At 71.0% G+C, this 13,699-nt stretch carries 15 protein-coding genes; all 15 read left to right on the top strand.

The window, feature by feature from the left end; genetic code table 11:
* The first annotated feature begins 133 nt into the window (after window positions 1-133).
* The 15 genes from prfA to nucS all read left to right on the top strand — a co-directional run bounded on the left by prfA (window position 134) and on the right by nucS (window position 13,618).
* Complete coding sequence (gene prfA / locus ASE15_RS14290) at window positions 134-1,222, top strand: peptide chain release factor 1 (protein ID WP_056646168.1); 1,089 nt, start codon at window positions 134-136, stop codon at window positions 1,220-1,222.
* Between the two features lie 29 nt (window positions 1,223-1,251).
* A complete protein-coding gene (gene prmC, locus ASE15_RS14285) occupies window positions 1,252-2,256 on the top strand; it encodes a peptide chain release factor N(5)-glutamine methyltransferase (protein ID WP_056764206.1) in 1,005 nt (334 codons plus the stop codon).
* 5 nt (window positions 2,257-2,261) lie between these two features.
* The gene (locus ASE15_RS14280; RefSeq protein WP_369800617.1) at window positions 2,262-3,098 is read left to right on the top strand and encodes an L-threonylcarbamoyladenylate synthase; all 837 of its coding nucleotides are present in this window, start codon (window positions 2,262-2,264) and stop codon (window positions 3,096-3,098) included.
* On the top strand, window positions 3,095-4,384 hold the full coding sequence (locus ASE15_RS14275) for an MraY family glycosyltransferase (RefSeq protein WP_082618463.1): 1,290 nt from the start codon (window positions 3,095-3,097) through the stop codon (window positions 4,382-4,384). The genes ASE15_RS14280 and ASE15_RS14275 overlap by 4 nt, the downstream gene beginning before the upstream one ends.
* Entirely contained in the window at window positions 4,381-4,887 is a 507-nt protein-coding gene (locus ASE15_RS14270; RefSeq protein ID WP_056646171.1) for a hypothetical protein, read from the top strand. The genes ASE15_RS14275 and ASE15_RS14270 overlap by 4 nt, the downstream gene beginning before the upstream one ends.
* Before the next feature lie 228 nt (window positions 4,888-5,115).
* Window positions 5,116-5,934: a F0F1 ATP synthase subunit A gene (atpB, locus tag ASE15_RS14265; RefSeq protein ID WP_056646174.1), complete on the top strand. Its 819-nt coding sequence runs from the start codon at window positions 5,116-5,118 to the stop codon at window positions 5,932-5,934.
* A gap of 117 nt (window positions 5,935-6,051) precedes the next feature.
* Window positions 6,052-6,279, top strand: a complete 228-nt coding sequence (atpE, locus tag ASE15_RS14260; protein WP_030149959.1) for an ATP synthase F0 subunit C — start codon at window positions 6,052-6,054, stop codon at window positions 6,277-6,279.
* The gene (locus tag ASE15_RS14255; RefSeq protein ID WP_056646177.1) at window positions 6,279-6,872 is read left to right on the top strand and encodes a F0F1 ATP synthase subunit B; all 594 of its coding nucleotides are present in this window, start codon (window positions 6,279-6,281) and stop codon (window positions 6,870-6,872) included. Before atpE ends, ASE15_RS14255 begins: the two co-directional genes overlap by 1 nt.
* A complete protein-coding gene (locus ASE15_RS14250; protein WP_056646180.1) occupies window positions 6,872-7,687 on the top strand; it encodes a F0F1 ATP synthase subunit delta in 816 nt (271 codons plus the stop codon). The genes ASE15_RS14255 and ASE15_RS14250 overlap by 1 nt, the downstream gene beginning before the upstream one ends.
* A 134-nt stretch (window positions 7,688-7,821) precedes the next feature.
* Entirely contained in the window at window positions 7,822-9,453 is a 1,632-nt protein-coding gene (gene atpA, locus ASE15_RS14245; protein WP_056646183.1) for a F0F1 ATP synthase subunit alpha, read from the top strand.
* 1 nt (window position 9,454) lies between these two features.
* On the top strand, window positions 9,455-10,351 hold the full coding sequence (locus ASE15_RS14240; RefSeq protein WP_056646186.1) for a F0F1 ATP synthase subunit gamma: 897 nt from the start codon (window positions 9,455-9,457) through the stop codon (window positions 10,349-10,351).
* An 85-nt stretch (window positions 10,352-10,436) separates the two neighbouring features.
* The gene (atpD, locus tag ASE15_RS14235) at window positions 10,437-11,918 is read left to right on the top strand and encodes a F0F1 ATP synthase subunit beta (RefSeq protein WP_056646189.1); all 1,482 of its coding nucleotides are present in this window, start codon (window positions 10,437-10,439) and stop codon (window positions 11,916-11,918) included.
* Window positions 11,919-12,006: 88 nt separating this feature from the next.
* Window positions 12,007-12,291, top strand: coding sequence for a F0F1 ATP synthase subunit epsilon (locus tag ASE15_RS14230; RefSeq protein WP_056646193.1), 285 nt, complete (start codon window positions 12,007-12,009; stop codon window positions 12,289-12,291).
* Between the two features lie 18 nt (window positions 12,292-12,309).
* Complete coding sequence (locus ASE15_RS14225; RefSeq protein ID WP_056646196.1) at window positions 12,310-12,726, top strand: DUF2550 domain-containing protein; 417 nt, start codon at window positions 12,310-12,312, stop codon at window positions 12,724-12,726.
* 196 nt (window positions 12,727-12,922) lie between these two features.
* Window positions 12,923-13,618 carry an endonuclease NucS gene (gene nucS, locus ASE15_RS14220; RefSeq protein ID WP_056646199.1) on the top strand — a complete coding sequence of 232 codons (696 nt, stop codon included), beginning with the start codon at window positions 12,923-12,925 and terminating at the stop codon, window positions 13,616-13,618.
* Window positions 13,619-13,699 lie beyond the last annotated feature (81 nt).

Below are 13,699 nucleotides of genomic sequence, written 5' to 3'. Positions count from 1 at the left end.
GGCGCTGTCGTCTTTCCCGGTGGGCGGGTGCCCGGCGCGCACGTGCCGGAGGCTCCCGCACCGAGCCGCACCCAGCCATACCGGCCGCACGCCGCCGGACAGCCCTAACCATCCCTCTCGTCAGGACACCCTCGTGACCGAGTCCTTCGCCGCCGTCGAACACCTGCTCGCCGAGCACGCCGAGATCGAGACGCTGCTCGCCGACCCCGCGGTCCACGCGGACGCCGGCCGGGCGCGCACGCTCGGGCGCCGCTACGCCGAGCTGGGCCAGGTCGTCGCGGCCTACCGCGCCTGGCGCGACGCGACCGACGACGTCGAGGCCGCAGCCGAGCTGGTGGCCGAGGACAGCTCGTTCGCCGCCGAGCTGCCCGCGCTCCAGGAGACGGCCGCGGCCGCGACCGAGAAGCTGCGCCGGGTCCTCGTGCCGCGCGACCCCGACGACGGGCGCGACGTGATCCTCGAGATCAAGGCGGGCGAGGGCGGCGAGGAGTCCGCGCTGTTCGCGGGCGACCTGCTGCGCATGTACCTGCGCTACGCCGAGCGCCGGGGCTGGAAGACCGAGATCATCGAGGCCACCGACTCGGACCTCGGCGGCTACAAGGACGTCCAGGTCGCGGTCAAGGCGCGAGCGGGCGCCACGGATCCCGCGGACGGCGTGTGGGCCAACCTCAAGTACGAGGGCGGCGTGCACCGCGTCCAGCGCGTGCCCGTGACCGAGTCGCAGGGCCGCATCCACACCTCGGCCGCGGGCGTGCTCGTGTTCCCCGAGGTCGAGGACGCGGGCGAGATCGAGATCGACCAGAACGAGCTCCGCATCGACGTGTACCGGTCCTCGGGCCCGGGCGGGCAGTCGGTCAACACGACGGACTCCGCGGTGCGCATCACGCACCTGCCCACCGGGATCACGGTCTCGATGCAGAACGAGAAGTCCCAGCTCCAGAACCGCGAGCAGGCCATGCGCGTGCTGCGCGCCCGTCTGCTGGCCGCGCGCCAGGAGGAGGAGGCGGCCGCCGCGAACGACCTGCGCCGCTCCCAGGTGCGCACGGTCGACCGGTCCGAGCGCATCCGGACGTACAACTACCCGGAGAACCGCATCGCGGACCACCGCACGGGGTACAAGGCGTACAACCTGGACCAGGTCCTCGACGGCGACCTGGAGCCCGTGATCCGTTCGGCCATCGACGCCGACGAGGCGGCACGCCTCGCCGCAGCGGCGTCGTGACGTCGGTCGGGGTCCCGGGCCCGGCCCCGATGCCCCCAGGCCTGCCCGACGACGTCTCGCGCCTCCTGCGGGGGGCTGCGGCCGGTCTGGCACAGGCGGGCATCGACTCCCCGCGCGTGGACGCCGAGCTGCTGCTCGCGCACGTCGCGGGCGTGCCGCGTGAACGGGTCGTCTCCGCGGCCGTGCTCGGCAGGCCCGTCGCGTCGCTGCTGCTCGCGAGCGGGAGCGCGCCGGGCGCCGACCGGACGGCCGGGCAGGTGCTCGACGAGATGGCCCGCCTCCTCGCGGCCCGCGCCGCGCGCGTCCCGCTCCAGCACCTGACGGGCTCGGCGCCGTTCCGGCACCTCGAGCTCCTCGTGGGGCCGGGCGTGTTCGTCCCGCGCCCCGAGACCGAGCAGGTAGCGCAGGTCGCGATCGACGAGGCCCTCGAGGTCGCCGCGCGCAGGCCCGGGGCGCCCGTCGTCGCCGTCGACCTGTGCACGGGCTCGGGCGCGATCGCCCTGGCCCTCGCGACCGAGGTCCCCACGGCCCGGGTGCACGCGGTCGAGCTCGACCGCGATGCCCATTCCTGGGCCGAGCGCAACGTGACGCGCACGCGCGCGGAGAGCGGCGCCGTCGTGCACCTCGTGCGCGGCGACGCGCGCACCGCGTTCGCCGACCTCGACGGGGCGTGCGACGTCGTCGTGTCCAACCCGCCCTACGTCCCGCCGGGCGCGGTCCCGCGCGACCCCGAGGTCGCGCTGCACGACCCGCAGGTCGCGCTCTACGGCCTGGGCGACGACGGTCTCGAGGTGCCGCGCGGCGTGACGCGCGCCGCGGCCCGGCTCCTGGCCGACGGCGGGCTCTACGTCATGGAGCACGCCGAGGTCCAGGCCGAGGCGGCCCGTGGCATGGTGGCCCGGGTCGGCGGGTTCGACGAGATCCGGACCGTCGACGACCTGACCGGCAGACCCCGCATGGTCGTCGCGCGCCGCGTGCGCGCGACGAGCGACGCACCGGCCGCGCAAGCGGACCCTTCGGACATGGAAGACTGAGAACCGTGAGCTCTGTGCACCCCGTCACCGACCCGAACGCCTGGGGATCGTCGATCGACGAGGCGGTGAACGCCGTCTCGCGCGGCGGGCTGATCGTCCTGCCGACCGACACCGTCTACGGGATCGGCGCCGACGCGTTCGACGCCCAGGCCGTCGCGGCCCTGCTCGCCGCGAAGGGGCGCGGGCGCCAGATGCCCCCGCCCGTCCTGGTCCCGGACACGCGGACGCTCGACGGCCTCGCGACCGACGTGTCCGCGGACGCCCGCGCGCTCGTCGAGACGTTCTGGCCCGGGGGGTTCACCATCATCCTGCCCGCCCAGCCGTCGCTCGCCTGGGACCTGGGGGAGACGCACGGCACGGTCGCGCTGCGCATGCCGGACCACCCCGCGGCCCTCGCGCTCCTCCGCCGCACGGGACCGCTCGCGGTCTCGAGCGCGAACGCGACGGGTCGCCCCGCAGCCCTCGACGTGACGACGGCGCAGGAGCAGCTCGGCGACTCGGTCACGGTCTACCTCGACGGCGGCGACGCACCCGGGGGAGTGGCCTCGACCATCGTCGACGCGACCGGTCCGCACCTGCGCGTCGTCCGGGAGGGGGCCGTCTCGCTCGAGCGCATGCGCGTGATCGCGCCCGTGCTCGGGCTCGGCGAGGAGCCGCAGGAGCCCGACGACGAGGCGCAGGCCCCCGAGCCGGCCTCGGACGCCGCGGGCTCCGACGAGGTGCCCTCAGACGGTGCAGCCGTGGTCGGCGACGCGCCGTCCGAGCCCGGGCTCGTGCCCGCACCCACCACGGACGCCGCCCCGACCGCCACGACGAGCGACCCGGAGGCGAACGACGGGTGAGGGTCTATCTGCTCGTCCTGCTGATCGCGGCCGCGGTCACGTACCTCCTGACGCCCCTCGCCTACTGGGTCGCGGCGAGGACGGGCGCCATCACTGCCGTGCGCGACCGCGACGTGCACACCGTCCCGACCGCCCGCCTGGGAGGGCTCGCGATGACCGCGGGCCTCGTGGTCGCGGTGACCTTCGCGTCCCAGATGCCCTTCCTCAGCGGGGTCTTCGCGACCGACCAGCAGGCCTGGGCCATCGTCGGCGGCGCGGTGATCGTGTGCCTGCTCGGTGTCGCCGACGACATCTGGGACCTCGACTGGATGACCAAGCTCGCGGGACAGGTGCTCGCGGCGCTCTTCATCGCCTGGCAGGGCGTGCAGCTCGTGACGTTCCCCATCGGCGGGCTCACGATCGGCTCGCCCCGGCTCTCGCTCATCGTCACGGTGCTCGTGGTGGTCGTGGTGATGAACGCCGTCAACTTCGTCGACGGGCTCGACGGCCTGGCCGCGGGGCTCATCGCGATCGGCGGCACGGCCTACTTCGTCTACACGTACAGCCTGACCGTCGCGGCGAGCCCGACCGACTACTCGAACCTCGCGACGCTCGTCATGGCCGGGCTCGTCGGCATCTGCCTCGGGTTCCTGCCCCACAACTTCTACCCGGCCCGGATCTTCATGGGGGACTCGGGCTCCATGGTGCTCGGGCTCGTGCTCGGCGCGGCGGTCATCGTCGTGACGGGCAACATCGACCCTGGGGTCGCGGTGGACCCGAGCAAGCAGCGCACGCTCATCCCCATCCTGCTGCCCCTGGCCGTGATCCTGCTCCCGCTGCTCGACATGGTCCTCGCGGTGCTCCGCCGGGTCGGGACGGGCAAGTCCCCCTTCCACCCGGACCGGCTCCACCTGCACCACCGGCTCCTCGCGCTCGGGCACTCGCACCGCCGCGCCGTGATCATCATGTACCTGTGGACCGCGGTGTTCGCGTTCGGGGCCGTGTCGCTCGTGTGGTGGCCCGCGGAGACCGTGGCGATCGGGCTGGGCGTGGCGATCGTGATCGCGCTGCTGCTCACGCTCGGGCCCCTGCGCTCCCGTGGCCGCTTCCTCGACGACGACGCGGTGACCGCGCCCGAGGGCATCCCGACGACCGTCCCGCGGCGCGCTGGGGTGCCGAGCGGCGCCTCGCCCGTCGTCCGCAGCCCGGTCTCCGGCGCGACGCCGAGCACTGACGCGCCCGTCCCCGATCCTGACCCCCGACCGGCCCGCACGGGCCCGGCCCACCCTGAAGGAACCTCCCGATGACGACTCCCACGCCCCACGGCGCCGACGACCCCACGACCCCTCCGGAGCAGCCGGCCTCGCAGGCCCAGCCCGGCGAGGTCACGGCCGACGCGGTCGGTGACGCCGTGAGCGCCGTGTTCCGCACCGCGCTGCGCGACACCCTGATCCTGCTCGTCGGGCTGCTCGTCCTGGGCGTCGCGCTCGGCGCGCTCCTGGCCGGGACGGCCGGCGTGTGGGGAGCTCTCATGGGCGTCGGGATCGCGCTCGTCTTCTCCGGGACGACGATCGTGGCCATGGCCCGCACGGCCCGCTCGACCCCGACGACCACCGCCGCCGTCGTGCTGGGCAGCTGGCTCGTCAAGATCGTGCTGCTCGGGATCGTCCTCGCGGTCCTGCGGAACTACGAGTTCTACGACCGGGTCGTGTTCGCCGTGGTGCTCCTCGTGGGCGTGATCGGCTCGGCGCTGCTCGACTACCGTGCGGTCGACCGCGGCCGTATCCCGTACGTGACGCCCAAGTCCTGAGGTCGCGGGCCGGTCGGGACCGCCCCCGACGGCGCAGCGAGGCTCGGCCGCCGGGACGCACAGCGACCGGCGCCGGGGCATCTTAGACCCACCTCGCGCAGATCTGCCCGACGTGAGTGACCTGTGAAGGTCCGAACATGCGTTAGGCTATCGGCGAATCCATGAAGGCCTGGTCCGACGGCGTGCCCGCGCACGGCCCCGGAAACCGACGACCACTGGGAGTCCACCCTGTTCACGCTCGCGACCCCCTCTCCCTTCGTTGCCGCTGCAGAAGGCGAAGGCGGCTTCCACGCGCCGACGATCGGTGAGTTCTTCCCCGACGCCATCCTCTTCGCCGGCACCCCGTTCGAGTTCAACCGGCTGCAGCTCATCCGTGTGATCGCGACGATCGTCCTGCTGACGATCTTCCTCATCGCGGCCCGGCGCGCCAAGCTCGTGCCCGGCAGGTTCCAGAACGGCGTCGAGATGGTCCTCGACTTCGCTCGCGTGAACATCGTCGAGGAGATCATGGGGACCGAGCGGGCTCGCCGCTACGTCCCGATGATCACGACGATCTTCGTGACGATCCTCGCGTTCAACCTCACGGGTGTCGTGCCCGGGCTGAACCTCTCGGGCACCTCGGTCGCCGGCGTGGCGATCCTCCTGGCCCTGTGGGTCTTCGTGGCCTACTGGGCCGCGGGCATCCGCCAGCACGGCCTGTGGGGCTACATCCGGGCGAACCTGTTCCCCCCGGGCGTGCCGTTCCCGATCTACTTCATCCTGGCGCCGATCGAGCTGCTCCAGCTCCTGATCATCCGCCCGGCCTCGCTGGTCATCCGACTGACCGCGAACATGGTCGCCGGCCACATCATGCTGGTCCTGTGCTTCGCCGCCACGAACTTCCTCCTGCTCGAGGCCGCTCCGGCCCTCAAGGCGATCAGCGCCCTGACGCTCGCCGGGGGCATCGCGATCACCCTCTTCGAGGTCTTCGTCGCGGGCCTGCAGGCGTACATCTTCGCGCTCCTCGCCACGGTCTACATCAACATGTCGATCGAAGAAGAGCACTGACCCGCACCGCAGACCCTGGTTCCGCCGCCTCGGCGTCGGCGCCGTCCCTGAGCTCCACCTGACGCAACGCACCTGACGCCCGTTCGCACGACCGGGCGCCCAACGGAAGGAAACACCGTGGACGTCACCACCCTCGCCGCTGTCGAAGGCAGCATCAACACCATCGGCTACGGCATCGCCGCGATCGGCCCGGGCATCGGCCTCGGCATCCTGATCGGCAAGACGGTCGAGGGCATGGCCCGCCAGCCCGAGGTCGCCGGCCAGCTCCGCGGCACCATGTTCATCGGTCTGGCCTTCGTCGAGATCCTCGCCCTGCTCGGCTTCGTCGCTGGCTTCATCTTCTGATGTCGACCATCGGCCCCCAGGCGGTCCTCGCCGCAGAGTCTGGCGAGGTCGACCCCATCCAGCTGTTCCTTCCGCCGTTCTACGACCTCTTCTGGTCGGCGGTCGTCCTGATCATCATCGCGGTCGTCTTCTACAAGATGGTCCTTCCCAAGTTCCAGGCGGTGCTCGACGAGCGCACGGCCAAGATCGAGGGTGGCCTGGCCAAGGCTGAGTCCGCTCAGGCCGAGGCCGCGGCAGCGCTGGCGGAGTACCACCAGCAGCTCCAGGAGGCACGCACCGAGGCCGCGAAGATCCGTGAGGACGCGCGCGCCGAGGGCACGGCCATCGTGGCCGACCAGAAGGTCAAGGCCGGCGAGGAGGCCGCTCGCATCGTCGAGACGGCACACCGCCAGATCGAGGCCGAGCGCCAGCAGGCGTCGGTCTCGCTGCGCAACGACGTGGGGACGCTCGCGACCCAGCTCGCGTCGAAGATCGTCGGCGAGTCCCTCGAGGACTCCGCACGTCAGTCGCGTGTCGTGGACCGCTTCCTCGACGAGCTCGAGGCTGCGGGAGCCGGGGCTGCCAGCGCGGCGGCCAACGGCAAGGAGGGCTGATGCGCGGGACGAGCGGAGCCTCCCTCGCGCAGGCTCAGGAGCGTTTCGAGCCGGTGCTGCGCGCGGCGGGTGAAGGAGCCTTCGCCCTGGGCGAGCAGCTCCTCACCGTCGCCGCGGCGCTGGACGCCTCGGTGCCCCTGCGTCGCGCCCTCGCCGACCCGTCGCGGTCGGGCGAGGACAAGGCGGCCCTGGCCGCCGACCTCCTCCGGGAGGGCTTCGACGGTCGTGTGGTCGACCTCGTCTCGGGCGTCGCCCGCGGACGCTGGGCGCGCGACGTGGACATCGCGGACGCCGTCGAGCACCTCGGTGTCGACGCGGTCCTGGCCTCGGCCGAGGCCCGCGGCGCGCTCGAGCGCGTCGAGGACGAGCTCTTCCGCATCACGCGGTCGCTCGTCGGGGAGCGCGAGGCACGTCGAGTGCTCACCGAGACCTCCACGGACCCCGCTCGTCGCAAGGCGTTCGTCGACGCGCTGCTCGCGGGCAAGGTCGACCCGGTCACCCAGTTCCTCGCGGAGCGGGCGACCATCGCACCCCGGGGGCGTCGCTTCGTGGCCACCCTCGTGTGGCTCGGGGAGGTCGCCGCACAGCGTCGTCGTCGTCTCGTCGCCTCGGTGACGACCGGTGCGGTGCTCAGCCAGGCACAGCAGGACCGTCTGTCCGCGCTCCTCGAGCGCGCGTACGGCCGGGCAGTCCAGCTGAACGTCACCGTGGACCCCGAGGTCCTCGGCGGCCTGCGCGTCCAGGTCGGAGCGGACGTCGTCGACTCGACGGTGCTCTCCCGCCTGGCCGATGCACGCAGACGACTGGTCAGCTGACCTGTTCGCCCGAACACTGAGGTCCTCGCGGCCCCCGGTGTCGTCGACACCCTGCCGGCTCCCGAGCCGGCGAACTGACAAGAACGTTCGACCGTTCCCGCACCTCGCGGGGCGGCCACGACAGGAGAAGAGCAATGGCTGAGCTGACGATCCGGCCCGACGAGATCAGGGCCGCGCTGGACAGCTTCGTGAAGTCCTACGAGCCCCAGGGTGCGGTGACCGAGGAAGTCGGTCGCGTCACCCTTGCCGCTGACGGCATCGCCCAGGTGGAAGGCCTTCCGGGCGCAATGGCCAACGAGCTGCTGCGCTTCGAGGACGGCACCCTCGGCCTTGCCCTGAACTTGGACGTTCGCCAGATCGGTGTCGTCGTCCTGGGTGAGTTCACCGGGATCGAGGAGGGCCAGGAGGTCCGCCGGACCGGCGAGGTCCTCTCGGTCGCCGTCGGCGACGGCTACCTCGGTCGCGTCGTCGACCCGCTGGGCCAGCCGATCGACGGTCTCGGTGAGATCGCGACCGAGGGCCGCCGCGCCCTCGAGCTGCAGGCCCCCGGCGTCATGGACCGCAAGTCGGTCCACGAGCCGCTGCAGACCGGCCTCAAGGCGATCGACTCGATGATCCCGGTGGGCCGCGGTCAGCGCCAGCTGATCATCGGTGACCGCCAGACCGGCAAGACCGCGATCGCGATCGACACGATCATCAACCAGAAGGCGAACTGGGAGACCGGCGACCCGACCAAGCAGGTCCGCTGCATCTACGTCGCTATCGGCCAGAAGGGCTCGACCATCGCCGCCGTCCGCGGCGCGCTGGAAGAGGCCGGAGCGCTCGAGTACACGACGATCGTCGCGGCACCGGCTTCCGACCCGGCAGGTTTCAAGTACCTCGCGCCCTACACCGGCTCGGCCATCGGCCAGCACTGGATGTACGGCGGCAAGCACGTCCTCATCGTGTTCGACGACCTGTCGAAGCAGGCCGAGGCCTACCGTGCCGTGTCGCTGCTCCTCCGCCGCCCGCCGGGCCGCGAGGCGTACCCCGGTGACGTCTTCTACCTGCACTCCCGTCTGCTCGAGCGTTGTGCGAAGCTCTCGGACGAGCTCGGTGCGGGCTCCATGACGGGCCTGCCCGTCATCGAGACCAAGGCGAACGACGTGTCGGCGTACATCCCGACCAACGTCATCTCGATCACCGACGGCCAGATCTTCCTCCAGTCGGACCTCTTCAACGCCGACCAGCGCCCCGCTGTCGACGTCGGCATCTCGGTCTCCCGAGTCGGCGGTGCCGCACAGGTCAAGGCCATGAAGCAGGTCTCCGGCACGCTCAAGCTCGAGCTCGCCCAGTACCGCTCGCTCGAGGCCTTCGCGATGTTCGCCTCGGACCTCGACGCGGCCTCGCGCGGCCAGCTGACCCGTGGCGCTCGCCTCATGGAGCTCCTCAAGCAGGGTCAGTACTCGCCGTACCCGGTCGAGGACCAGGTCGCCTCGATCTGGGCCGGCACCAAGGGCAAGCTGGACGACGTTCCGCTCGAGGACGTGCGCCGCTTCGAGAGCGAGCTGCTCGACCACCTGCGCCGCAACACGGACGTGCTCGGCACGATCGCCTCGACCGGCAAGCTCTCGGACGAGGTCGAGTCTGCGCTCGCTCAGGGCATCGACGACTTCCGCAACGGCTTCCTCAAGGGCGACGGTTCGCCGCTCATCGGTGGAGACGCTGACGAGGAAGAGGGCGTCGTCGTCGAGCAGGAGCAGATCGTCCGGCAGAAGAAGGCCTGACATGGCCGGATCCCAGCGCGTCTACAAGCAGCGGATCAAGTCGACGCAGTCCCTGAAGAAGATGTTCCGCGCGCAGGAGCTCATCGCGGCGTCGAGGATCGGGCGCGCCCGCGCCCGGTCCGCCGAGGCCGGCCCGTACGCCCAGGCGATCACGCAGGCGGTCTCGGCGGTCGCGACGCACTCCACGACGCGGCACCCGCTGACGTCCGAGCGCACCGACACGAACCGTGTCGCGGTGCTCGTGGTCGCCTCGGACCGCGGCATGGCCGGCGCCTACTCGGCGTCGATCATCCGCGAGACGGAGCGGCTCGTCGAGCGCCTCACGCACGAGGGCAAGGAGGTCGCGCTCTACGCCGCCGGGCGTCGCGCCGTGACCTACTACACGTTCCGTCACCGTGAGCTCGCCCAGTCGTGGACCGGCGGTTCGGACGCACCTACTGCCGACGTCGCCCGCGACATCGCCGACACCCTGCTGGAGGCGTTCCTCGCCCCCGCGGACGAGGGTGGCGTCGGTGAGCTGCACATCGTGTACACGCAGTTCGTGAACATGGTGACGCAGCGTCCCCGGGTCGTGCGGATGCTCCCTCTCGAGGTCGTCGAGGGTGTCGCTCCTGCGGGCCAGCACGACGTGCTCCCGCTGTACGACTTCGAGCCCTCGTCCGAGGCCGTCCTCGACGCACTGCTGCCGCGCTACGTGCGCAGCCGCATCTACAGCTGCCTGCTGCAGGCGGCCGCGTCGGAGCTGGCCGCCCGCCAGCGCGCGATGCACACCGCGACGGACAACGCCGAGGACCTGGTCCGCATGTACACGCGACTTGCGAACCAGGCACGACAGGCCGACATCACCCAGGAGATCAGCGAGATCGTCTCGGGTGCCGACGCCCTGGCGGCGTCGTGAGGTACCGCACGACGAACACGTCGATCTCCATCACCTGCACCGAACCTGCCGGAGCTCTCTCCGGCCCTGCGAAGCGAGGCCAGTAATGACCGCCACCACCGTGGAAGCCCAGGTCGAGCACCAGAGCGGACCCGGCGTGGGCCGTGTCGCCCGCGTGATCGGCCCCGTCGTCGACATCGAGTTCCCGTCCGACGCCATCCCCGAGATCTACAACGCACTGACCGTGGACATCGACCTGTCCGGCCAGGGCGAGGGGGAGAAGTCCTTCCGACTGACCCTCGAGGTCGCACAGCACCTGGGTGACTCGCTCATCCGTGCGATCGCCCTCAAGCCGACCGACGGCCTGGTCCGTGGCGCGGTCGTCACCGACACGGGCGCGCCGATCAGCGTCCCCGTGGGCGACGTCACCAAGGGCCACGTGTTCAACGTGACCGGTGACGTGCTCAACCTCGCGGAGGGCGAGAAGCTCGAGATCACCGAGCGCTGGCCCATCCACCGCAAGCCCCCGGCATTCGACCAGCTCGAGTCGAAGACCAACATGTTCGAGACCGGCATCAAGTCGATCGACCTCCTGACGCCGTACGTGCAGGGTGGGAAGATCGGCCTCTTCGGTGGTGCGGGCGTCGGCAAGACGGTCCTCATCCAGGAGATGATCCAGCGTGTGGCGCAGAACCACGGTGGTGTCTCGGTGTTCGCCGGTGTCGGCGAGCGCACGCGTGAGGGCAACGACCTGATCGTCGAGATGGAGGAGGCAGGCGTCTTCGACAAGACGGCACTCGTCTTCGGCCAGATGGACGAGCCGCCGGGCACGCGTCTTCGCGTCGCGCTCTCCGCGCTCACCATGGCGGAGTACTTCCGTGACGTCCAGAAGCAGGACGTGCTGCTCTTCATCGACAACATCTTCCGCTTCACGCAGGCCGGTTCCGAGGTCTCCACGCTGCTCGGGCGCATGCCCTCCGCGGTGGGCTACCAGCCGAACCTGGCCGACGAGATGGGTCTGCTCCAGGAGCGCATCACCTCGACGCGTGGTCACTCGATCACGTCGCTCCAGGCGATCTACGTCCCTGCCGACGACTACACCGACCCGGCGCCGGCGACCACGTTCGCCCACCTGGACGCGACCACCGAGCTCTCGCGTGAGATCGCCTCGAAGGGTCTGTACCCGGCGATCGACCCGCTGACCTCGTCGTCGCGCATCCTCGACCCGCGTTACGTGGGCCAGGAGCACTACGACGTCGCGACGCGCGTCAAGTCGATCCTGCAGCGCAACAAGGAGCTCCAGGACATCATCGCGATCCTCGGTGTGGACGAGCTCTCCGAGGAGGACAAGACGGTCGTGGCGCGTGCGCGCCGCATCCAGCAGTTCCTCTCGCAGAACACCTACATGGCCGAGAAGTTCACGGGTGTCGTGGGTTCGACGGTTCCGCTGACGGAGACCATCGAGGCGTTCAAGAAGATCGCGGACGGCGAGTTCGACCACATCTCGGAGCAGGCGTTCTTCAACATCGGTGGCCTCGAGGACCTCGAGCGCAACTGGGCCCGCATCCAGAAGGAGTACGGCGTCTGATTCGACGTGAGCGCGCCGCGCGCTCGGCCCACCGGCCGAGCACGCGGCGCGCTTCGTCAGACCCGTGCACCGACATGAAGGAGTTCAAGTGGCACAACTGAACGTCGACCTCGTGGCGGCGGACCGCAAGATCTGGTCCGGGACCGCGCGCGCAGTGAGCGCGCCGGCCGCCGACGGTGAGATCGGGATCCTCGCGGACCACTCACCGGTCCTGTCCGTCCTGGAGGCGGGCACCGTCCGGATCACCGGGGTCTCCGGCGAGAAGATCGCCGTCAAGGTCACCGGCGGCTTCCTCTCGGTGGACTCCAACCAGGTCATGCTCGTGGTCGACGACGCCGAGGTGCTCGACGCCTCCGCCGTCTCCGGCCACTGACGGGACCAGGTAGCACACGTGCCGCTCCCCGCCTGGATCGCGATCGGACTCCTTCTGGTGGTCCTGGTCGTGGTCGGGCTGGGGGCGTTGCGTCTTCGGGCCATCGCCCACCGGGTCGGCTCGTTCGAGTGCAGCGCCCGCCCGGCGGGCGCCGAGCAGGCCTCGTGGTCGCTCGGCATCGCGCACTACGGCGTCGGACGCATCGACTGGTGGCGCTGCTGGTCCTTGTCCCTGCGCCCCGCGAGGTCCTGGCGCCGCCAGGACCTCGTGATCGTGTCCCGTCGCCCCGTCGAGGCCCCTGATCGCGACCTCTTCCTGGTCGAGTGCTCGTACGAGGGCACACGGTTCGAGCTGCTCATGTCGAGCGGTGCCTACGCGGGTCTGGCATCGTGGCTCGAGGCGGCCCCTCCCGGGCGTCGCGGCGTGGTCGTCTGAGGGCCTGGCCGTAGCCTGGCTGTCCGGCAGCGGCTCGTCTGCCCCTCCGGCCCGGCGTCGCCTCGCTCTCGTCCATCCCGCCGGCGCCGCACCCCGTGAGCTGGTGGCTCACCCGTCCGTCCCGGTCGGCGCTGTGCCAGCGTCGCTCTCCGTCGTCGTCCCCGGTCTTGCGTCATCCCGGTCTGAGGAGTTCTTCGTGCGTCTCGTGGTTGCCCAGTGCTCGGCCCACTACACGGGTCGGCTCTCGGCCCATCTCCCGCTCGCGACCCGTGTGCTGCTCGTCAAGGCGGACGGCAGCGTGCTCCTGCACTCGGACGGCGGCTCGTACAAGCCGCTGAACTGGATGAGCCCTCCGTGCTCCATGGCGGTCACCGAGCCCGACGAGACGGCACGCGAGCGCGGCGTGACCCAGGTCTGGGCGGTTCAGCACGCCAAGAGCGACGACCGCCTCGAGATCGAGCTGCACGAGGTCCTGCACGACTCGGCTCACGACCTCGGGATCGACCCGGGTCTCATCAAGGACGGCGTCGAGGCCCACCTGCAGGAGATGCTCGCGGCGCAGATCCAGCTCCTCGGGACGGGGCACACCCTGATCCGCCGGGAGTACCCCACGGCGATCGGTCCGGTCGACATCCTGGCCCGTGACAAGGACGGCGCGACGGTCGCGGTCGAGATCAAGCGCCGCGGAGACATCGACGGCGTCGAGCAGCTCACGCGGTACCTCGACCTGCTGAACCGCGACCCTCTGCTGGCCCCCGTGCGCGGCGTGTTCGCGGCGCAGGAGATCAAGCCGCAGGCGCGCGTCCTGGCGACCGACCGGGGGATCGGCTGCCTGGTCCTGGACTACGACGCGATGCGCGGGGTCGACGACGTGGACTCGCGCCTCTTCTGACCCGGAGCCCGCACACCCGCGCGGTGTGCGGGCTTCTCTCGTGCTACATTTTTGAACATGTTCAAAAACCCGCGCACAGCG

It is taken from the genome of Oerskovia sp. Root22 (genome assembly GCF_001429135.1).
In the GTDB taxonomy this organism is placed as follows: domain Bacteria; phylum Actinomycetota; class Actinomycetes; order Actinomycetales; family Cellulomonadaceae; genus Oerskovia; species Oerskovia enterophila.
Note: the sequence above shows the minus strand (reverse complement) of the source record. Positions and strands in the feature narration are given on the sequence as shown.